This window comes from Paracoccus chinensis (assembly GCF_900102885.1).
In the GTDB taxonomy this organism is placed as follows: Bacteria; Pseudomonadota; Alphaproteobacteria; order Rhodobacterales; family Rhodobacteraceae; genus Paracoccus; species Paracoccus chinensis.
Map to the genome: position 1 here is coordinate 1 of NZ_FNGE01000010.1, position 19,636 is coordinate 19,636.

General features: G+C 67.0%; 18 protein-coding genes and 2 pseudogenes. 9 read left to right on the forward strand and 11 right to left on the reverse strand.

Annotation, left to right across the window (positions count from 1 at the left end):
- From BLQ03_RS11315 to BLQ03_RS11325, 3 genes are all read right to left on the reverse strand, one after another.
- Positions 1-245 (reverse strand): helix-turn-helix domain-containing protein (locus BLQ03_RS11315; RefSeq protein WP_139166722.1); only part of this gene is annotated, 245 nt, incomplete at its 3' end.
- A 413-nt stretch (positions 246-658) separates the two neighbouring features.
- Positions 659-820: a hypothetical protein gene (locus BLQ03_RS11320; RefSeq protein WP_217629709.1), complete on the reverse strand. Its 162-nt coding sequence runs from the start codon at positions 818-820 to the stop codon at positions 659-661.
- Between the two features lie 26 nt (positions 821-846).
- Entirely contained in the window at positions 847-1,386 is a 540-nt protein-coding gene (locus BLQ03_RS11325) for a hypothetical protein (RefSeq protein WP_090756138.1), read from the reverse strand.
- Between the two features lie 764 nt (positions 1,387-2,150).
- On the opposite strand from BLQ03_RS11325, the gene BLQ03_RS11330 reads away from it, so the two are divergent.
- The gene (locus tag BLQ03_RS11330; protein ID WP_090756141.1) at positions 2,151-3,434 is read left to right on the forward strand and encodes an NAD(P)/FAD-dependent oxidoreductase; all 1,284 of its coding nucleotides are present in this window, start codon (positions 2,151-2,153) and stop codon (positions 3,432-3,434) included.
- Positions 3,435-3,445: 11 nt separating this feature from the next.
- Here the strand turns inward: BLQ03_RS11330 and BLQ03_RS11335 are convergent, their stop codons facing one another.
- Positions 3,446-4,345, reverse strand: coding sequence for a LysR substrate-binding domain-containing protein (locus BLQ03_RS11335; RefSeq protein ID WP_217629710.1), 900 nt, complete (start codon positions 4,343-4,345; stop codon positions 3,446-3,448).
- A gap of 105 nt (positions 4,346-4,450) precedes the next feature.
- Here BLQ03_RS11335 and hglS point away from each other — a divergent pair, with 105 nt between their 5' ends.
- The 3 genes from hglS to BLQ03_RS11350 are packed head-to-tail and all read left to right on the forward strand — an operon-like array spanning position 4,451 to position 8,625.
- Positions 4,451-5,821, forward strand: a complete 1,371-nt coding sequence (hglS, locus tag BLQ03_RS11340) for a 2-oxoadipate dioxygenase/decarboxylase HglS (RefSeq protein WP_245688852.1) — start codon at positions 4,451-4,453, stop codon at positions 5,819-5,821.
- Positions 5,822-5,856: 35 nt separating this feature from the next.
- Complete coding sequence (amaB, locus tag BLQ03_RS11345) at positions 5,857-7,395, forward strand: L-piperidine-6-carboxylate dehydrogenase (protein ID WP_425415733.1); 1,539 nt, start codon at positions 5,857-5,859, stop codon at positions 7,393-7,395.
- A gap of 9 nt (positions 7,396-7,404) precedes the next feature.
- On the forward strand, positions 7,405-8,625 hold the full coding sequence (locus BLQ03_RS11350; RefSeq protein ID WP_090756150.1) for a pyridoxal phosphate-dependent aminotransferase: 1,221 nt from the start codon (positions 7,405-7,407) through the stop codon (positions 8,623-8,625).
- A gap of 407 nt (positions 8,626-9,032) precedes the next feature.
- Here BLQ03_RS11350 and BLQ03_RS11355 read toward each other — a convergent pair whose 3' ends face one another.
- Positions 9,033-10,355 carry a calcium-binding protein gene (locus BLQ03_RS11355; protein ID WP_090756152.1) on the reverse strand — a complete coding sequence of 441 codons (1,323 nt, stop codon included), beginning with the start codon at positions 10,353-10,355 and terminating at the stop codon, positions 9,033-9,035.
- 187 nt (positions 10,356-10,542) lie between these two features.
- On the opposite strand from BLQ03_RS11355, the pseudogene BLQ03_RS11360 reads away from it, so the two are divergent.
- Positions 10,543-11,105 (forward strand): annotated as a pseudogene (locus BLQ03_RS11360) (transposase).
- Positions 11,106-11,690: 585 nt separating this feature from the next.
- Here the strand turns inward: BLQ03_RS11360 and BLQ03_RS11365 are convergent.
- Genes BLQ03_RS11365 through BLQ03_RS11375 form a run of 3 tightly spaced genes read right to left on the reverse strand, consistent with a single transcriptional unit; the run spans position 11,691 to position 14,376 of the window.
- Complete coding sequence (locus BLQ03_RS11365) at positions 11,691-12,488, reverse strand: glycosyltransferase family 2 protein (RefSeq protein WP_090756154.1); 798 nt, start codon at positions 12,486-12,488, stop codon at positions 11,691-11,693.
- Positions 12,485-14,104, reverse strand: coding sequence for an ArnT family glycosyltransferase (locus tag BLQ03_RS11370; protein WP_090756156.1), 1,620 nt, complete (start codon positions 14,102-14,104; stop codon positions 12,485-12,487). Before BLQ03_RS11370 ends, BLQ03_RS11365 begins: the two co-directional genes overlap by 4 nt.
- The gene (locus BLQ03_RS11375; RefSeq protein ID WP_090756340.1) at positions 14,101-14,376 is read right to left on the reverse strand and encodes a lipid-A-disaccharide synthase N-terminal domain-containing protein; all 276 of its coding nucleotides are present in this window, start codon (positions 14,374-14,376) and stop codon (positions 14,101-14,103) included. The genes BLQ03_RS11370 and BLQ03_RS11375 overlap by 4 nt, the downstream gene beginning before the upstream one ends.
- A gap of 98 nt (positions 14,377-14,474) precedes the next feature.
- Between BLQ03_RS11375 and BLQ03_RS11380 the strand changes: the two genes are divergently transcribed.
- Both BLQ03_RS11380 and BLQ03_RS11385 read left to right on the forward strand, forming a co-directional pair.
- Entirely contained in the window at positions 14,475-15,134 is a 660-nt protein-coding gene (locus BLQ03_RS11380) for a response regulator transcription factor (RefSeq protein WP_090756159.1), read from the forward strand.
- Positions 15,131-16,489 carry a sensor histidine kinase gene (locus BLQ03_RS11385; RefSeq protein WP_090756161.1) on the forward strand — a complete coding sequence of 453 codons (1,359 nt, stop codon included), beginning with the start codon at positions 15,131-15,133 and terminating at the stop codon, positions 16,487-16,489. Before BLQ03_RS11380 ends, BLQ03_RS11385 begins: the two co-directional genes overlap by 4 nt.
- 217 nt (positions 16,490-16,706) lie before the next feature.
- Here the strand turns inward: BLQ03_RS11385 and BLQ03_RS11390 are convergent.
- Positions 16,707-16,880: pseudogene (locus tag BLQ03_RS11390) on the reverse strand (integrase core domain-containing protein); the annotation flags it as partial.
- Positions 16,881-16,900: 20 nt separating this feature from the next.
- Entirely contained in the window at positions 16,901-17,746 is an 846-nt protein-coding gene (locus BLQ03_RS11395) for a universal stress protein (protein WP_090756163.1), read from the reverse strand.
- Positions 17,747-17,879: 133 nt separating this feature from the next.
- On the opposite strand from BLQ03_RS11395, the gene BLQ03_RS18600 reads away from it, so the two are divergent.
- Positions 17,880-18,218, forward strand: coding sequence for a hypothetical protein (locus BLQ03_RS18600; protein ID WP_217629712.1), 339 nt, complete (start codon positions 17,880-17,882; stop codon positions 18,216-18,218).
- Between the two features lie 171 nt (positions 18,219-18,389).
- Entirely contained in the window at positions 18,390-18,983 is a 594-nt protein-coding gene (locus BLQ03_RS18610; protein ID WP_217629713.1) for a zinc-binding dehydrogenase, read from the forward strand.
- 296 nt (positions 18,984-19,279) lie between these two features.
- On the opposite strand, the gene BLQ03_RS11405 is transcribed toward BLQ03_RS18610, so the two are convergent.
- Positions 19,280-19,591, reverse strand: a complete 312-nt coding sequence (locus BLQ03_RS11405) for an ArsR/SmtB family transcription factor (protein WP_090756341.1) — start codon at positions 19,589-19,591, stop codon at positions 19,280-19,282.
- Positions 19,592-19,636 lie beyond the last annotated feature (45 nt).

Sequence of the window (19,636 nt, forward strand, 5' to 3'; positions counted from 1 at the left end):
TCCGGCGGCGTGGTTTGCGGGTGGCTCTTGTGGATCGGTGGCAGGTCCTTCAGCCCCTCGAAGCCCTGCGTCTGGAACCGCCGCTTCCATTCGTAAAAGCTGGTCCGATCCAGGCCGCGCTGCCGACAGGCCTCGGCGACGTTCCCCAGTTCCTTTGCCAGTTCCAGCACGCTCAGACGCTGCTGCGCCAGCTTCGTGCCCGCGTCACGCTTCTGCGGCTCCGCCGTGGTGGATGTGCGTCCCATGCCCTGATCCTCCCTTCCCTGAATAACACGGAAAGAAGGTTAAGTGGACACATAAAGGGCGGCGAGAGGGCGCGCCGCCTGAACTCATCTGGTTGAGCCGGGCCCTCAGCTTTTGCCGCCGCGATTGCTGTCGCTGCCGTTGCGCCGGATCTCGTCGCTCTGGGCCTGATCAGGACGGCCTTGGTCGGGGGTTGCTGCCCGGTCCACCGCGTTGCCGCTGCTCGTCGTCCTTCTGATCTTTCTTCTGACCGGACGGCTGCTGATTTTCTGCCATTGGCTTCCTCCTACGAGACGCACGCCAGGATTGCTGCGCAGACAGGGGGAACGTGCTGCAGGGGCTTCGGTTGCCCTGCTTGGTTGGTTCGGGAGACTGATCGCACGAGCCCTGCCCTGACCCGCAGCGGCAACAGCGCTCAACTATACCGCTTCAGCCAATCCCGCTGGATGGCATCGACCCGGTTTGGCAGCGTCGCGTCATACTGCTTGAGCGCCCGGTTCATCCCCTCCTGCGCTGCCGCAATCACCTCGGCGTTGCCGGTGCCACTTACGTTGATGTTGAAGGTGGCGCCGCTCATGCCACCGCTCAGCTTGTAGTTCGGGATCACCGCCCTGCCGAGCCGGGAGACGATGATCTCTGGTCCCGTCTCGTCCACGACATAGGCGTGCCCAGGATCAACCGGCCTACTGGCCGCACGGAAGCCGTCAAGATGTTGGACAGCATGGCGCCGAACCCGCCAGCGTTCCCGTCTTGAGGGCTGAACACGGACTGCAGCGCGTCACGGATTCCGCTGTTCAGGATGTCGGCCGCGATGCCCTGGAAAACGTTGGCAAGCCCCTCGCGCAGGCTCTCGCCCTGCAGCAGCGCCCCAGACATAGCGCTGGCGATGCGGTTGATGGCGTCATCGAATCGCCGCTGGCTGAACTCGGCCCGCTCCAGCTCGCCGGTTAGGTGCCCGATCTGCGCCGCCTGCGCCTCGATCTGGGCGTTCAGCGTCTTGTTGACTGGAAGGCTGCGCTTCTTGGCCTCGTCCAGCAGTTCCCAGCGGGCAGTCGCGGCCTCCTCGCCGGACTTGCCCAGCAGTTCGATCTGGCGCTGCAGGGCGATGGCGTCGCGCTCGATACTCTCGAAGAAGGGCCGCAATCGCGGCTGTCAGGCGCGCTTCTTCCCGCAGGGTTTGCTCATACTGCGAGAGTTCACGCTGCAGTCCGGTGATGTTCCCGTCATTCGGGTTGAAGGTCGTTTGCAGTTCCGCCTGTCGCTCGGCCACCTTCCCCGCGATGGCCGCGTCCGCTGCAGAGTTGCCTGCCTTCAGCGCCGCCGACTGCGCCGCGGGCCCGACGTTGCCGACGGACAGCGCGTTGATGGCGCCTTGGAGCGCCGACACGCCCCCTGCAGCGTCTCGCAGGTAGTCCACCTCATCAGCCAGCGCGGCCCTGTCAAAAGCGCTGCTGGAGGCCGCGGCGCCGATCTCCTAGATGGCAAGCCCGGCGCGTGCTGCCTCCCCGGCTGGCTTGGCCAGTTCAGCATTCACGTCCTAGCCGCTGCGCACCGCGTCGTTGAGGATCGTGACCAGATCCACCATCAGCTGGTTGCGCTGCGACTGGTCGGTCGTGCTGTTGAGTTGGCTGATGATGTCCGCCAGCCGCACGGCCTCATCTATCGCCAGCCCGACCTGTCTTGAATGTCCTCAGTGCAGCTTGCTCAGGACGCCAGCGTTTGCCTTTGCAAAGGTGGCCCTTCCGTGGCGCCTTGGATACCGCAGCGACAAGGCCCCTGCCCTACGCGGACTTCATTCCAAATGCGCAACAGGTCGTGAGGAACGCTCGCTGGCCCTGGAACGCGCGGTGGCCGATGACGATCATCGACTGCCCAGAAAACACTGCTCACCTGCTGCCGAGGCACACATGCTCAACGATCCCCGCTCTCACGGCCTCTGGGAAAGAACCGCCCCTGCTGCGCCCGCCACCCGCATGCTCGACCAGGATGTTTCCGCCGACGTGGTCATTGTCGGCGCGGGCTACACCGGCCTTTCGACGGCGCTGCACTTGGCCGAGAAGGGCGTGGACGCCGTGGTGCTGGAGGCGGTCGAGATCGGCTTCGGCGGCGCCGGGCGCAACGTGGGGCTGGTCAACGCGGGCATGTGGGTGATGCCCGAGGAACTGGTCCGCACGCTGGGGCCGGAGCACGGCAACCGGCTGATCGACTTCCTGGGCGAGGGGCCGTCCCATGTCTGGGACATCGTGCACCGCTACGACATCGACTGCGAGGCGAACCATGTCGGCACCCTTCACGCGGGCGTCGGCAAGGCCGGGCTTGCGGAACTGGCCGAGCGCGAGCGCCAGTGGCGCAGCCGCGGCGCCCCGGTCGAGCTGCTCGACCGCGAGGCGACGGCGGCGATTATGGGAACCACCGCCTATGCGGGGGCGCTGCTGGACCGCAGGGCGGGCACCATTCAGCCGCTCGCCTATGCGCGGGGCCTTGCTCGGGCCGCCATCGGCAACGGCGCGCGCATCTTCACCTCTTCGCCCGTGACCAACCTTCAGCGTGACGGCGCGGGCTGGCGGCTGGTGACGCCGCAGGGCAGCGCGCGGGCGCCGCGCGTGGTCTTTGCCACCGATGCCTATACCCGCCACCTGATGCAGGACATCTGCCGGCAGCAGGTCTTCCTGCCCTACTTCAACTTTGCCACCCGCCCCTTGCCCGACGAGGTCGTCCGCAGCATCCTGCCCGCACGCCAAGGTGTCTGGGACACCAAGGAGGTCCTGTCCTCCTTCCGCTTCGACCGGCAGAACCGCCTCGTCTTCGGCTCGGTCGGGGCACTGCGGAACACCGGGACGGCCGTCCACCGGGCTTGGGCGCGGCGCGCGCTGCGGCGGATCTACCCGCAGATCGCCTCGGTCGAGTTCGAGGCGGAATGGTATGGCACCATTGGCATGACCCGCGACAACCTTCCGCGCTTTCACAGGCTGGACGAGGGCGTCTTCAGCTTCTGCGGCTACAACGGGCGCGGCATCGCGCCGGGCACGGCCTTCGGCCGCTTCATGGCCGCCTGGCTGCGGGGCGAGCAGACGGACGCCGATCTGCCGCTGCAACCGACCGCGCCCCGGCCAATCCGCTTCGCGGGGATGCGCTCGGCTTGGTACGAGGCCGGGGCGCAGGTGGTTCACCTGGCCGACGCGCGGATCTGAGACGCGGCCGGTCAGCCGTTCGCACTCGGTGCGCCCTGCCCGACCTGCCGGGTGATCCATGCGGTGAAGCCTTGCGGCAGGGGGTCCGAACTGCGTTCCTCGGCCACGACGATCCAATAGCCCTGGTCGGTATCCAGCGGCTCGCCCGCGACGACCTTCAGGTCGCCCTGGGCGACCTCGCGCTCGATCAGGTAGCTGGGCAGCAGGGCGGCGCCCATCCCGGCCGTTGCCGCCTCGATCAGCAGCGAGAACTGGTCGAAGCGGTGCCCCCGGAAGCCGTCGGTCATATCCCCGCCGTTGGCCGCAAGCCATTGCGGCCACAGCATCGGCCGGGAGTCGAGATGCAGCAGCGGGATCGTCCCGGGCAGGGTCGCGCCGTCCTCAAGCAACCCCGGCGCGACGACGGCCAGCACCGTCTCGGTGCACAGGAAGCTGCAGGTTGCCCCCGGCCAGACCGGCTTGCCGTAATGGATGGCGACATCCACCCCAGCCTCGGTCAGGTCGAAGCTGCCCGAACGCGAGATCACCGTCGCCTGCATTCCCGAATGGGCGGCAAGGAAGTCGGGCAGGCGCGGCATCAGCCAGCGGCTGCCGAAGGTGGGCAGCGTGGCGATGGTCAGGTGCCCGGTCACGTCGCGGGCGCTGGCCGCGCGCAGGGTCAGGTGCTCGACATCCGACAGCAGGCGTTCGATTTCGGGGCGCAGGCGCTCGCCCAGACTGGATAGCACGACGCGCTGGCGCACGCGTTGGAACAGCGCCACGCCCAGCTGCGCCTCGAGATCCTTGATCTGCCGGCTCACCGCGCTTTGCGTCAGGTTCAACTCGACGGCGGCGCGGGTGAAGCTGCCGTGCCGCGCCGCAGCCTCGAAGGCCTGCAGGGCGGTCAGGTCGGGCATCATGCTGCGGCTCAACTTCATTCCGGACTCGCATCAACCAAGTATCAAACAGCGCGTTTCACGCCCCGCTTGCCGCGCTATGCAGATGAAGCAACCTTCTGACAAGCACAGGGGCATGTCGTGACCCGCACCGGCAAAGTTTCCTCGGACAGCATCCGCGCCCGGTTCTCCGCCGCCATGTCGGCCATGTACCGCGAGGAAGTGCCCGCCTATGGCACGCTCATGGCGCTGGTCGCGCAGGTAAATGCCGAGGTGCTGGAGCGCGATCCGCAATTCGCCGCCGATCTCGCCGAGACGGACCAGCTCGATCGCATCTCGGAAGAACGGCACGGGGCCATCCGCGTCGGCACCGCACAGGAGCTTGCAACGATCCGGCGCCTTTTCGCGGTCATGGGGATGTATCCCGTTGGCTATTACGACCTCAGCGAGGCGGGCGTTCCCGTCCACTCCACCGCCATCCGCCCGGTGGGCGAGGCCGCGCTGCGGGCCAACCCCTTCCGCGTCTTCACCTCGCTGCTGCGGCTGGACCTGATCGCGGACGCGGGCCTGCGCGCCCGGGCCGAGCAGATCCTGACCAGGCGCGAGATATTCACCCCCGGATGCCTTGAACTGATCGGGAAGGCCGAGGCCGAGGGCGGGCTGGACGAAGCCAACGCGGCCCGCTTCGTGGCCGAGGCGCTGGAAACCTTTCGCTGGCATTCGGACGCGCTGGTGTCGGCCGATCTCTACAAGCGGTTGCATGACGCCCACCGCCTGATCGCGGACGTGGTGTCGTTCCGGGGTCCGCATATCAACCACCTGACGCCGCGCACGCTGGACATCGACGCCGTGCAGGACCGGATGCCCGCGCATGGCATCAAGCCCAAGGCCGTCATCGAGGGACCGCCCCCGCGCCGTTGCCCGATCCTGCTGCGCCAGACCTCGTTCAAGGCGCTTCAGGAAAGCGTCAGCTTCCCCGGCGAGACCGCCGTGGCCGGGTCGCACACCGCCCGCTTCGGCGAGATCGAGGCGCGCGGCATCGCGCTGACGCCCAAGGGACGCGCGCTTTACGACCGGCTGCTGGCCGAGGTCCGCACCCGCATCGTGCCCGCTGCCGAGGGCTCGAACGCGGGTGAATACATGCAGGTGCTGGCCGAAGTCTTCGCCGCCTTCCCCGACGACTGGACCGAGATCCGCCGGCAGGGTCTTGGCTACTTCGAATGGGCGGCGACCGGGCGCGGCGAGGTCGCGGGCGACGACCCCGAGGCGCTACTGGCCGCAGGCGTCCTGCGCTGCGATCCGATTATCTACGAGGATTTCCTGCCCGTCTCGGCGGCCGGCATCTTCCAGTCGAACCTAGGGGACGGCGCCGTGCAGGAGTTCCGGGCCAGCCCCAACCAGCGCAAGTTCGAGGCCGATCTCGGCGCCCAGGTGCTGGACGAGTTCGCCCATTATGCAGCCATCCAGCAGGCTTCGCTGGACGCCTGCCTGAAAGCCCGCCGCGCCGCCTGAACGCGGCCGCGCCACCAGATCGACGAGGACCGAAGATGAAAGACGAACTCCACGACATGACCTACAGCATCGCCAGGGACACGCAGGAGGTTCTCGACCGGCTCGGCGTCGATCCCGCGCTTTACACCGGCGGCACGCTGAAAAGCTTCTCTCCGGTCACGGGCGAGCAGACCGCCGCCCTGCCCGAGCATGACGCCGCGGCTGTCGCCGCAGCCGTGGGCCGCGCCGCCGAGGCGTTCCGCGCCTGGCGCGAGGTTCCCGCACCGCGCCGGGGCGAGCTGGTCCGCCTGCTGGGCGAGGAGCTGCGCGCCGCCAAGACCGACCTCGGCCGGCTGGTTTCGATCGAGGCAGGCAAGAGCCCGTCCGAGGGCTTGGGCGAAGTGCAGGAGATGATCGACATCTGCGACTTCGCCGTGGGCCTGTCGCGGCAGCTTTACGGCCTGACCATCGCGACCGAGCGCCCCGGCCACCGGATGATGGAAACCTGGCATCCGCTGGGGGTTGTGGGCGTCATCTCGGCCTTCAACTTCCCCGTGGCCGTCTGGTCGTGGAACACGGCGCTGGCGCTGGTCTGCGGCGATCCCGTGGTCTGGAAACCCTCCGAGAAGACCCCTCTGACCGCCCTTGCCTCGCAGGCGATCCTGAACCGTGCGCTGGCCCGCTTCGGTGATGCGCCCGAGGGGCTGTCGCAGGTCCTCATCGGCGGCCGCGAGGTCGGCGAGGCGCTGGTGGACGATCCGCGCGTCGCGCTGGTCTCGGCCACCGGCTCGACCCGCATGGGCCGGCAGGTGGGACCGAAGGTCGCGGCACGCTTCGGGCGCTCGATCCTGGAACTCGGCGGCAACAACGCGGGGATCGTCACCCCCTCGGCGGATCTCGACATGGCCCTGCGCGCCATCGCCTTCGGCGCCATGGGCACGGCCGGCCAGCGGTGCACCACCATGCGCCGCCTGTTCGTCCATGACAGCGTCTATGACCAGATCGTCCCGCGGCTGATCAAGGCCTATGCGTCGGTTTCCATCGGCAATCCCCTGACCACGCAGGCGCTGGTCGGACCGCTGGTGGACCGCGCGGCCTTCGACGCGATGCAGGCCGCGCTGGAAGCCGCGAAGGCCGCGGGCGGCACCGTGCATGGCGGCGAGCGCGTGACCGACGTGGCGCCCGACGCGGCCTTCTACGCCCGCCCCGCGCTGGTCGAGATGCCCGACCAGACCGGCCCGGTGCTGGAGGAAACCTTCGCCCCGATCCTCTATGTCATGCGGTACAGCGACTTTGCCCAGGTGATCGAGCAGCACAACGCGGTGGGCGCGGGGCTGTCGTCGTCGATCTTCACGCTGGACCTGCGCGAGGCCGAGGCCTTCCTGTCGGCTTCCGGGTCCGACTGCGGGATCGCCAACGTCAACATCGGTACTTCGGGCGCCGAGATCGGCGGCGCCTTCGGCGGCGAGAAGGAAACCGGCGGCGGACGCGAAAGCGGCTCGGACGCCTGGAAGGGCTACATGCGCCGCGCCACGAACACGATCAATTATTCCCGCGCGCTGCCCCTGGCGCAGGGCGTCGTGTTCGACATCTGAGGTCGGGCGATGGACATCTCCACCACCGCATTCCGCCCGGCGCGGCGGATCGAGGATCTCGGCGTGTCCGAGATCCTTCAGATCACGGCCCGGGCCTCGGCGCTCAAGTGCGCCGGGCGGCCGGTCATCATCCTTGGCGCGGGCGAGCCGGACTTCGACACGCCCGACCACATCAAGGAGGCCGCCATTGCGGCCATCCGCCGGGGCGAGACGAAGTACACCGCGCTTGACGGCACGCCCGAGCTGAAGCGGGCGATCCGGGACAAGTTCCGGCGCGAGAACGGACTGGACTTCGCCGCCGACGAGGTCACGGCCTCGGCCGGCGCCAAGCAGATCCTGTACAACGCGATGATGGCCAGCCTGAACGAGGGTGACGAGGTCATCATCCCCACGCCCTGCTGGACCAGCTATTTCGACATCGTCCGCATCTCGGGCGGCACGCCCGTCGCCGTTCCCTGCGGCGCCGACAGCGGATTCCGCCTGACGGCCGAGGCGCTGGAGGCGGCGATCACGCCCCGCACGCGCTGGCTGCTGCTCAACTCTCCCTCGAACCCCACCGGCAGCGCCTATGGCGAGGACGACTACCGTCCGCTGATCGAGGTGCTGGAACGCCATCCGCATGTCTGGCTGATGGTGGACGACATGTACGAGCACATCGTCTATGACGATTTCCGCTTCGTCACGCCGCTGGCGCTGGCGCCGTCGCTGAAGCCGCGCTGCCTGACCGTGAACGGCGTCAGCAAGGCCTATGCGATGACCGGCTGGCGGCTGGGCTATGCGGGCGGCCCCGCACCCCTGATCGCGGGCATGGCGGTGGTGCAGAGCCAGTCCACGTCCTGCCCGTCCTCGGTCACGCAGGCGGCAGCGATCGCTGCGCTGGACGGCCCGCAGGACTTCCTTCCCGCGCGGCGGGACAGCTTTGCCGCGCGCCGCAACCTCGTGGTGGATGCGCTGAACGCCATCCCCGGCGTCACCTGCCGCCGTCCCGAGGGCGCCTTCTACACCTTCGCCAGTTGCGAGGGCCTGCTCGGCCGCATCACGCCCGAGGGCCAGCGCATCGACAGCGACCGCGACTTCTGCGCCTGGCTGCTGGAGAGCGCGAATGTCGCGATGGTCCCGGGCGCGGCCTTCGGCCTGCCAGGATATTTCCGTATCTCCTACGCCACCTCGGAAGCTGAGCTGAAGGAAGCGCTGGCCCGCATTGCAACCGCCTGTGCGACATTGGACTGATAGGCAGACCGCAGCAAACCTAGCTCATCTTCAAACGTGGGGCATTGAGGCACCTCAGGTCAGCTAATGTCGAAAGGCCAGAGTTCTTGGCAAGAGCACGGTAAGCTCTTGGAGCGCGCGCCACGGTGAGCCCGTCTGTGCGATCCAGAAAATGCCATCACGCATGAGGCAAGGGTTCATGGTTTGCATCCGTTCGGGGCGCGGACAGCCAGGATGAAGCGCTCATGGAACGCCCCCTCCTCGTCTGACGAGCAACACGCGCCGTGAATTCCTTTGATCAACACAACCTAACGACCCAAAAACGGCCGTGAGTTACTTTTGATTTGCGCACAGCGCGCACCGCCGTACGCGGTCTATATTGCTTCTGGCCCTTGGTGCAGTACACGGCCGATCGGGCCAGAGAGAATTCAGGCCAGCAACAACTCGTCATTCCAGCCGCTGAAACCGAGAAGATGCACGGCACCGGCATTCCGCAAGTGAAGCACGGTGTCCAAGCTCCCGTCTCCGTCCAGATCGGTCGGAGACACGCGATCGACCTTGACACCACCGGTCAGCACCAGCCGATCTTCCTCCGTGAAGTCGATGATCGTGTCGACATCCTTTTTCTGCCCGCAACCGAAGACGAATGTGTCGGCTCCCTCGCCGCCGTTCAGTTGATCAGAGCCTCGGCCGCCAAGGAGGCAATCATCCCCCGGCCCGCCATACAGGTGGTCTTGGTCCTTGCCCCCGAAGAGGCCGTCGTCTCCCGCACTGCCTACAAGGACATCCTTGCCGCCGCGCCCGAAAAGGGTGTCGCTCCCGTCGCCCCCGAAGACATGATCACCCTTGCGGGATCCTTGGACGAGATCGTTGCCATCAAAGCCGAAGGCCGCGGTGCGGTCCGGGCCGCTGCAAAGCGAGATCACGTCGTCGCCGGCATCGCCGACGGACAAGGCCCAGCCCTCCTTGAAGAGCGCCCCGTAATCGACATCCGTTGCGCTCCGGGCGGCTGCCAGGAAGTTGTCGATCGCGTCCTGCGGCGAAAGAGCGGCAGGGCGGTCGCCGATTTCCGTCCAGAACCGGGAATAGGCGTCCGGGCCGAAATCCTCATGGATGCGGTAGAAGAGTGCGGCTGCAACGTCCGATGCGCCCAGTCCCAGCGGATTGTCCGGCGGCGCCGTGCTCAGGGCTTCCAGGGCGGTCTTGTCAGGATCGGAAAGGTAGAGCTGCGCCATGTCGTGCAGGATGGCATGGCGACCTGACTCGAAATCCGCGCCCGCCCCTTCGAGCCCCGCCGCGTTCATGGAGAGGTAACGGTTCACGACCGCAAAGCCGGTCACGAAGGCGTCCATGGCCCCCAGTTCGTCGCCATAGAACCAGAAGTTGCGCCCCAGTTCATAGAACAGGATCTGGTCGTGCCGGCCTTCCCCCCGCAGCTGGGCGTAGGCGTTCTCGAAGAACGGCCGCAAGATCTCGATGCCCGTAAAACCGAGATAGCCGCATCCGGCGCCACAGGTACTGTCCACCACCGCAATCGTCGAGCGCCCCTCATGGGTTGTCGGCTCCCACGGAACCGGCTCGCGCCCGGTGATCGAGCGGTAGAACTCCCAAGCCCGATCCAGTGCCGTCAGCATGTCCGAGACGACCGCCGGATCAAGGCTCATGTCCGGGGGAGTCAGCAAGGCGACATGTTCGCCCACCCAGGGAGTCAGATCGAGCGTGTCGCCTTGGAACGAGACATAGTTGACCATCGGTCCCCCAGCTCATTGCAGTTGCGCCGAAAAGGCCGCCTCTTGATTGTGCCAGAAATTCGGCCAGCACTCCAGTTTCATGGCGTGCCGCCAAGCTCTGGCTGGGTTGAAGGAGAGGTAGTCTGCCTAGGGTCAGGACGCATTGATTTGCCTGCTGCTGCGTGATTCAGCCTCCGCGAGGAGACTGATCGATGAGCAATCTTTTCTGGCTGACGAGCAGATGGCGCGGCTACGGCCCTTCTTTCCGAAGAGCCATGGCAAGCCGCGTGTTGATAATCGGCGTGTGGCTCGAGTGGCATAATCTTCGTCAATCGTAACGGTTTATGGTGGCAGGACGCTCCTCGAGCGTATGGTCCCACGAAGACGCTTTACAACCGTTGGAAGCGGTGGGGTGATATGGGCGGCTTTGCCCGTATCATAAAGGGGTTGGCCGCGGCGGACCCTGAACCGAAGAAGATCATGATTGATGCCACCTACCTCAAGGCGCACCGGACGGCGGCCAGCCTGCGGTTGAAAAAGGGGGCGCGGCCGACTGATCGGCCGGAGTTCGAGGGTCAAAAAACGATCGACGAGATTGTTTTCCCGAGAACGGGTGGCATGAACATCAAGCTGCATGCCGTCACCGATGCCCTGGGCGGCCGATCCGGCCGCCTGAAAGACTGGCGTCACATCGTCACGCGTTACGACAGATGTCTGAAGGGCTTCCTCTCCGCCACCGCGCTTGCCGCAACCATCATGTTCTGGCTATGAAACTTAACGAGTTTTGACCCTAAGCGCTATCCTCATCAACCTTATCAACCCCATCAATTGCCCGCATCGGATCGCCTCGAACAAAGGCTACATTGGCCCTTATCGGATGTTCGTCTAGGGAACCTTGCTGCAGCGCGGCTATCAAAGCCTTCTTTTATGTCTGTTGCAGCATCCCAAGCAGACAGCGTCTGCCTTGCGGGACGGATCTGCCGTTCGTTGCGGGTGCATTGTTTTGGCCATATGCTGATCGCTGCGGCCCGGATTACGGGCAAAGCGGACTGACGGCAGTGCGGCATAGGCTGCAATAGCGCACCAAAACGGTTGTTCAAACTTGGTCGCAGGAACTCTGCAGAACACCTCGACAGCTACTAGAGGATCACCCGGCGCCCATCCGGGCCGCCACCTTCCGCACCATTGCTAGAAAAGCCGCGAAGTCTGCAAACGAATGCGCCGTTATGGATGATACAGGTTGAAGCCGGGGCGAAGCGAGGTCCAGCCCTCCAGCAGGCGGATCAGGGGTAACAACGCATGTGCTCACTCTGCTTGAATATCATCAGCATATTGCTGCCAAGTTCCAAAATCGTGTCAGGGGCGCAACGGCTCTTGCCGAGTGATCCCAACACGACCGGGTGCTGAGGATGCACGCTCTGGCTCAACATCGGCCGCCCAATGGCGTGGCGGGCCTGCGCGGCGGATCAGCCAGGCTGCGCCGAGGAGGTCCGGCACCCCTACCAGCCCGCGCGAAAGCACCCCGTATTTTGACGTGCCGCCCTGCCTTTCGCGATGGGTGACGGGGACGGTTTCCACGCGCCAGCCCTCGCGCAGCATCATCGCCGGCATGAAGCGGTGGATGTGGTCGAACCAGGGCAATTCCAGGTAGGCCTCGCGCCGGAACGCCTTGAGTCCGCATCCCGAGTCCCGCACCCCGTCGCGCAGCAGCGCCCGCCGGATCGCATTGGCTGCACGCGAGGCCAGGCGCTTCAGCGCCGTGTCCTTGCGCCCGATCCGCTCGCCCTGCACCAGCCCCAGGGCGGCGCTGCCAGCCCTCGCAAAGGGCGCCAGAAGCGCCGGGATCTGGTCAGGCGGGTTCTGCCCGTCGCCATCCAGCGTCACGATCAGCGCGCCCCGCGCCGCGCGCACGCCCCGCCGGATCGAGGCCGATTGCCCGCAGGGCCGGTCGTTGCGCAGCGCCAGCAGCCAGGGATGACGCGCCTGCAGCGCCGCCAGCGCATGGGGCGTGCCGTCGGTCGAGCCGTCGTCGACGACGATCGCCTCGAAGGCATGGCCGGTCAAGGCCTGGGCGATCTCCTCGACCAGGGGGCCAAGGGCGACGATCTCGTCGCGGGCGGGGATGACGACGCTGATGTCGGGATGCGCGGTCATGGCGAACTCTCCGGTCGGGGGGCGTCGGCCGCGTGCCAGACGGCATAGGGGGCGTTGCGGAATGGGATGTTCTCATGCGGCGGCCAGTCGGGATGGTCGCGGTCCAGCCGCGCGACAATCACGCCTGCCGGGTGCTCTGCCTGCCAAGCGGCGAGGTCCCCGGCCGTGGCGGGCGTCTCCACAGGGGCGGTCAGGCGACCGGCAAAGTTGAACTCGGCATGGTAGCTCTGGCCGTAGAACGCGATGCCCACGGTCTGGAACGGCGCGATCACGCCCGCGATGCGATGAGTGTCGTAAAGCGGGCGGGTCGCGGTGAAGCCGACCAGCAGGTTCAGCGACAGGACCGTCCCCAGCGTCAGGACCGCGCCGCCCGCCAGCCCTCGGAACCGCAGGGCGGCAAGGCAGGCGACCAGCACCAGCAGACAGGCGGCCACTGTTACCGCGCGAGGGTGGAGCAGCGCGTCGGCCCGGCCCAAGGGCACCAGCCCGGCTGCCACGGCGATCCCGGCGAGCGCCCCTGCAGCGACGACCAGCGCAGGCAGCCGCAGCGGGAAGCACCCGGGCGACAGCCGCGCGACGACCAGCGCGGCGGCGGGCAGTTCGGGAAGCAGGTAATGCGCCTGCTTGCCGCTGATGAGGCTGAACAGCAGCAGCGCCGTTCCGCCCCAGACCAGGCAGAGCCGCAGTTCCGGCTCGCTCCAGTCTGCCTGTGCGCCTGCGCGCCACACGGCCGGGACCGCGATCCAAGGAAACAGCAGCGCTGGCAGCAGTGCGGCGAGGAACCACCAGGGCTGGGCATGGGCGAAGGCGTCGGTCACCCGGCCCGCGCTCTGCGTCCACAGGATTGCCTCGCGGTAATCCGCTCCGCCCGTGACGGCGGCGGGCACCACCCACAGGGCGACCAGCGCCAGCCCGGTGCCGATGGCGATGCCTGCGCCCCGCGCCATGGCACGCCAGGTGATCCGTCCCCCGGACCACAGCGGCGACAATGCCAGGGCCGGTCCCAGGTGGATCAGGATCACCGGCCCCTTGATCAGCCCGCCCAGAGCCAGCGCGAGGCCCAGCAGCGCCCAGTCTCGGGGCCGCCCCGTAAGGACCGCGCGCCACAAGGCCAGCATCCCGCCGACCGTCGCCGCCGACAGCGCCGCGTCGAACATCGTCATCCCGCCGAAAAGCGAGAAGGCCATCGTTCCCGCCAGCGCGAGGGTCGCGGCCGAGCCGATCCCAGGCCGCTCGGGCCACAGCCGGCGCGCGAGCCGGCCGGTCAGCAGCAGGCACAGAGCCGCGAAGCCCGGACCGACGAGGCGCGCGGCGATCTCGGACACCCCGATCAGCGACCAGGCCAGGTTCATCGTCCAGAACAGCAGGGGCGGCTTGTGGGCGTAAAGCTCGAAGTTCTTCGTCGGCACCAGCCAGTCGCCGCGCACCCACATCTCCCATGCGACGGCCAGATAGCGCGTCTCGTCGACGGGCAAGGCAGGGCGCAACAGAACTCCTGCAAGGGCGACGGCGGCGAAACCCAGCAGGCCGAGGGCGCCCGCATAAGCCAGACGGCTGCGCCGCGCCACGCGGGGCCGGGAAAGAGGCGCCGTGCGCCGATCCGATGCATCGGTCACGCCGACACCCCGCGGTTCCGGGCATGGATCAGGACGAGGTTGCGGGCATAGACCACCAGCCCCATTGCCTGCCCCAGGATGAAGACCGGGTCCCGTCGCCACAGGGCATAGCTGAGCAGCGTCACCCCTCCGGCAAGGCTGAACCACCAGAAAGCCACCGGAATCACGCTTTCGCGCCGGCGCTCCGAGGCGATCCACTGCACGAGGAAGCGCGAGGTGAAGAGAAGCTGGCCCGTGAGCCCGATCCCGATCCAGAGGGACGTCTCTGTCATGTCCGTCTCCATCGCTCGAATTGTCTGCGGCTGACCATGGGCGACGAACCTTACGGATCGCTGACGGGCGGCGTAGAAGACCCGAAAGGGGGGACCGGATGCGGATCCTGGTGGTCGAGGACGAGGCGGACTTGGCGCAGGCGGTGGTGGACCACCTGCGCGCGGCCGGCCATGCGGTCGATCACGCCTCCACGCTGGACGAGGCGCAGGCAGCCGTCCGCGCCATGCCCTATGCGCTGATCCTGCTGGACCTGCGCCTGCCCGATGGCGAAGGGCTGGCCTTGCTGCGCGGGTTGCGCGACCGCCGCGATGCGACCCCGGTGCTGATCGTGACCGCCCGCGACCGGATCACCGAACGTATCGCGGGGCTGGAAGCCGGGGCCGACGACTACCTGGTCAAGCCCTATGACCTGAACGAGATGCTGGCCCGGATCAACGCGATCCTGCGCCGCGCCGACGGCACCCGCGCGCCCGAGCGGCGCTTCGGTGGGCTCTGCATCTCGCCCTCGGCCCGGACAGTGACGCGGGACGGGGCGCCCGTGACGCTGACGCCGCGCGAATGGGCGATCCTCGACCGCCTGAGCCACCGCCCCGGCCAGGTCGTCGGCAAGGCCGAGCTGGAGGACGCCGTCTACGGCTTCGGCAAGGAGGTCGAAAGCAACGCCATCGAGGCCCATGTCAGCCGCCTGCGCGCCAAGCTGGGCCGCAGGGCGGTCGAGACCGTGCGCGGCTTCGGCTATCGCATGGGGCAGGGATGAACCGGCCCGGCAGCCTGTCCCGGCGGCTGGCGCTGATGACCAGCGCGGGCTTCGTGGTGATCTGGCTGCTGGCGGGGCTCGCGACGGCGCTGGTCCTGCGCCACGAGCAGGAGGAGCTGCTGGACCTGCAGCTGCGGGAAACGGCGCGGCTGTTCCTGCCGGTGCTGGCCGAACGCTGGGTCGCCGATGGTGCCGCCGCCGCCCTGCCCCCGGCCAGCCGCAACCCCGACGAGGCGCTGGTCTACCTGCTGGTCGATCCCGCCGGCCGGATTCTGCTGCAATCCCCCAGCGCGGCCGGCGCGGCGCTGCCCGAGGGCCCGCCCCGGCCCGGCCATGTCCGGACCGAAACCCATGCCTTCTATGTGACCGAGCCGAATGCGGCTGGTCTGGCCGCGATCTATGGCGACCCGCTGCACGAACGCCGCAACGCCTATCGCGCAAGCCTGCTGGCCTTTCTTCTGCCGATGCTGGCGCTGCTGCCGCTGGCCTATGTCCTTGTCGGCCGGATCGCGCGGGCGGCGCTGCGGCCCGTGGACCGGCTGCGCGGAGAGATCGAGGCGCGGGGCGACGGGCGGCTGGACCCCATCGACGCCGCCGGCCAGCCGCAGGAGTTGCGCGCGATCACCGCCACCACGAACGGCCTGATGATGCGCCTGGGCCAGGCCCTGGACGGCGAGCGCGCCTTCGCCACCAACGCCGCGCACGAACTGCGCACCCCCGTCGCCGTGGCACTGGCCCAGACCCAGCGGCTGCGGGCCGAGGCGACCGACCCCGCGCTCGACCGCATCGACCGTCTCGAGGCCGCGCTGAGCCGGATGAGCCACCTCGTCGCCCGCCTGCTGCAGTTGGCCCGCGTCGATGCGGGCCTTGGCGCGGCGCCGCGGCCGCATGACCTGCGCGCGCTGCTGGACCATGTCCTTGACGACAGCCGCCGCAACGCGGACCGGGCTGACCGGCTGCGGCTGTTGCTGCCGGATGGCCCGGTCCTGTCCCCCATCGACCCGGACGCCTTCGCGATCCTGGCGGGCAATCTCGTCGACAATGCCTTCCAGCACTCGCCCGAGGGATCGCCCGTGACCGTCGCGCTGTCGGCCGACGGCGTCCTGCGCGTCGGCAATGACGGGGACCGGCTCGACGAACGCACCCTGCTGGGCCTGACGCGCCGCTTCCAGAAGGCAGGCGGCGCGGCCCAGGGCTTCGGCTTGGGACTGCATATCGCCGACACCATTGCCAGGCAGTCGGGTGGATCGCTGACGCTGCATTCTCCCGCGGCAGGGCGCGAGTGCGGGTTCGAAGCGCGGTTCAACGCGCCGCAACCGCTTGTGTCGGGAACCGGGCAGATGGGGAGGAGTTAGCACCCCAACCTTCAGTATCGGCTTCGGAGAAGCTGTAACCTGGCATCCGTGCCGGCCCTGAACATTCGACAAGGACGGCATGCTCATGTTGCACCTGCATTCGCAGCTGTGCCGACTGGACTGTGGCCTTCCCCGATGAGGTGGTCCGTTTCCGATCTTGGTGCATGAGGGGCCTTGGCGCTATGCTCGGGGTGGCCGGCAACGCGGCTCCGGGCGGCTAAGCCGGCCACTGCGGGGCTGGCGGTCGATAGCCCAGGGATGGATGCGGGCGTCTGGTGTTGTAGTGCTGGCGCCAGCACTCGATGACGATCCTTGCCTCGGCGAGGCTGCAGAAGATCTCGCCGTCGAGCAGTTCGCCGCAAAGTTTCGCGTTGACGCTCTCGCAATATCCGTAGACCCGCGAATGCCTTCTCAATGCGACAGCAGAACCGGGACCCGCAACCGAATCATGATCCCCCGTGTCGCTCCGCCAAGAACGAAATCGCGGACGCGGGAATGACCGAACCCTCCCATTGCCAGAAGCTGCGCCCCAGCTGAAAGAGCCGTGTCCTGCAATGCCTCGGCGATGGTCCTCTTGCCGAGGGCGGTTTCCACGGCTTTTGCATTGAACCCCCGCCTTGCCAGCGAGGACGCCAGATCATCTGCAAGATCCGGCCCTCTCAGAGGCTTCTCGTCTCGCACCGTGAGAACCGAGATCAGCCCGCCTTCTGCCAGAAGCGGCAGGGCGTCGCCGAGTGCGCGCGCGGCGACCCGGCTCCCGTCCCAGGCGATCGCGATATGCTCAAGGCTGGAAAACCTGGTCGAAGGCGGCACCAGGATCGCAGGGCGACCTGATCCGAAGACGACAGCCTCCGCGACTTCCTGTGCCAAGGCGGTCTTGTCAGACCAGGGAAGCAGGCAGAGGTCGAAATACCGCGCCTCCGTGGCAGCGTCACTTGGCACACCACCCCATTCAACCTTCCGGGTCGTGAAGTGTATTCTGGACTCAGGCTGCGATGCCGCAGCCTCGTGGACAAACCTTTCCAGGCGGCGGCACTCCGCCCGGCTCTTCTCCTCGGCCGAGTGGACAAGGCCCGGTATGTCAATCAGCAGATCACCCAGCCCGGAGGACACTCGTGGCAGGTCAACGGCAAAGGCGGTGACGCTGAGTGTGCATCCAAGAGACCCGGCGAAGGCGACAGCAGCCCGGATGGCATCGTCTGCGATCGCTTCGGGATAGGTGATCAAGGGCATGTAGGCGACGCGGTCGTGAGTCATGTCGGCACCTCCGAACGGTTGTGGCATTTGCGGAGCGCAGAAGGGGCAGGCCCAGACATACAGCAATATGACATGAAATGGCGGGACCGAGGTTGATGCAGATCAACCCGGCGAAAGCGCACGTGATTGCGCTGTGCCACTCTGCTTCAAGATCGCGATCCGGGTGCATTTTCGGCTCGCAAAAGCCAATCTTCTGCCGATGATGAGAAAGATTCGAAAACGTCCGCCCGGCAGAACCATTCCCTTATTACTTGAAGAGCGCCTGCCCGAGGCGACCTCGATCAGAGAGGGCGAGATCATGACTGCAAGGATCAAAGCCGCCGTACTTGTGGAGCCGGGCCGGATCATGCTCGACGAGAAGCCTGTTCCAGATGTCGGCCCTCTCAACGCGCTTGTGCGCATCACGACAACCACAATCTGCGGGACCGATGTCTATATTCTCAAGGGCGAATATCCCGTCGCAAGGGGCTGACCATCGGCCATGAGCCGGTGGGCGTGATCGAAAAGCTCGGCTCGGCTGTCCAGGGCTACACGGAAGGCCAGCGTGTGGTCGCCGGGGCCATCTGCACCTCCGGCCACAGCCACGCCGCTATGCGCCTGCCACGCCCAAGAAGGCCCCGGCAGGAAGCGCGGCTGCAAGCCGATGGGAGGTTGGAAGATCGGCAACACCATCGACCGCACACAGGCCGAATACGTGCTGGTTCTCGATGCGATGGCCAACCTCGCGCCAGTGCCGGACAGCCTCACCGACGAGCAGGTCTCGATGTGCCCGGACATCATGTCGACCAGGTTTTCGGGGGCGGAGAGCGGAAAGATCCGTATCGGCGACACGGTGACCGTCTTTGCACCGGGAGCGATCGGCTTTGCGCCACTACTGGCGCGCGCGCGCCTCATGGGCGCCACGACGATCATCGGCGTGGACAGCGTTCCGGCCCGGATGGAGACGGCGCGCCGCATGGGGGCGGATCACGTGATCGACTTCAAGCAGGCCGATCCCGTGGCCGAGATCACGCGCCTCACCGACGGGCGCAGCGTCGATGTCGCCATCGAGGCGCTCGTGCGGCAGGAAACCTTCGAGGCCGCGCTTCGGGTGCTCAGGCCGGGCGGAAGGCTTTTCTCTCTTGGGGTCTCTTCGGGCGACCTGACGATTCCCTTGGGCCCTTTCTGGCGGGATTGGGTAACCATACGATTGTTACAACGCTCTGCCCCGGCGGGAAGGAGCGCATGCGGCGCCTGATGGAAACGATCGCTGCGGGGCGCGTGGATACGCGTCCGCTGGTGACGCACCGCTTCAAGCTCGACCCAGATCGAGGAAGCCCATGAGTTCTTTGCCATTCAGCGGGACAGGGCCCTCAAGGTCGGCTCCACGCCATGACAACCCGGCAGTGGCCAATCGACGGCAGCACGAAAGCAGCGCTGGCGGGTGCGGTTAGCAGACGCCCCCTGTCTCGAAGCTTAACCCCGGGCGAATGTGGCGATGCGACGACAGGAAGGCTGCGCCTCCTCTGTCATGACGAGCGATGAATCAGAGATTTACTCATCCTTGCAGAACGCCTCGTAGAGCGCGGCCATCAGCACCTGAACATCCGGGTCGCTGATGCGGTAGTGGATCGTCTGGCCCTCACGGCGCGTGTCGACCATGTCCGCCTCGCGCAGCCTCGCGAGATGCTGGCTCAGCGCCGACTGGCCAAGACCCACCGCCGCCTGAAGGGCGCTGACCGGGCGTTCGCCCCGCACCAGCTCGCACAGGATCAGCAGGCGCTTGGCATTCGCCACCAGCGCCAGCCGGCCCGCGACATGATCCGCCTTCGCCTGCAGGGCGGCGATGGGGAGGGCTGCCTTCATCTCCATAATATTAACATTGCCTTATGTAGAGATCGCTAATATATA

Excerpts from the sequence above, each read along its gene's own strand:
- BLQ03_RS11320 (WP_217629709.1), bottom strand. The coding sequence starts at position 820 with ATGAGCGGCGCCACCTTCAACATCAACGTAAGTGGCACCGGCAACGCC.
- amaB (WP_425415733.1), top strand. The coding sequence starts at position 5,857 with ATGAAAGACGAACTCCACGACATGACCTACAGCATCGCCAGGGACACG.
- BLQ03_RS11405 (WP_090756341.1), bottom strand. The coding sequence starts at position 19,591 with ATGAAGGCAGCCCTCCCCATCGCCGCCCTGCAGGCGAAGGCGGATCAT.
- BLQ03_RS11375 (WP_090756340.1), bottom strand. The coding sequence starts at position 14,376 with ATGACAGAGACGTCCCTCTGGATCGGGATCGGGCTCACGGGCCAGCTT.
- BLQ03_RS11380 (WP_090756159.1), top strand. The coding sequence starts at position 14,475 with ATGCGGATCCTGGTGGTCGAGGACGAGGCGGACTTGGCGCAGGCGGTG.
- BLQ03_RS11350 (WP_090756150.1), top strand. The coding sequence starts at position 7,405 with ATGGACATCTCCACCACCGCATTCCGCCCGGCGCGGCGGATCGAGGAT.
- BLQ03_RS11395 (WP_090756163.1), bottom strand. The coding sequence starts at position 17,746 with ATGACTCACGACCGCGTCGCCTACATGCCCTTGATCACCTATCCCGAA.
- BLQ03_RS11385 (WP_090756161.1), top strand. The coding sequence starts at position 15,131 with ATGAACCGGCCCGGCAGCCTGTCCCGGCGGCTGGCGCTGATGACCAGC.
- BLQ03_RS11330 (WP_090756141.1), top strand. The coding sequence starts at position 2,151 with ATGCTCAACGATCCCCGCTCTCACGGCCTCTGGGAAAGAACCGCCCCT.
- BLQ03_RS18610 (WP_217629713.1), top strand. The coding sequence starts at position 18,390 with ATGGGAGGTTGGAAGATCGGCAACACCATCGACCGCACACAGGCCGAA.
- BLQ03_RS11365 (WP_090756154.1), bottom strand. The coding sequence starts at position 12,488 with ATGACCGCGCATCCCGACATCAGCGTCGTCATCCCCGCCCGCGACGAG.
- BLQ03_RS11355 (WP_090756152.1), bottom strand. The coding sequence starts at position 10,355 with ATGGTCAACTATGTCTCGTTCCAAGGCGACACGCTCGATCTGACTCCC.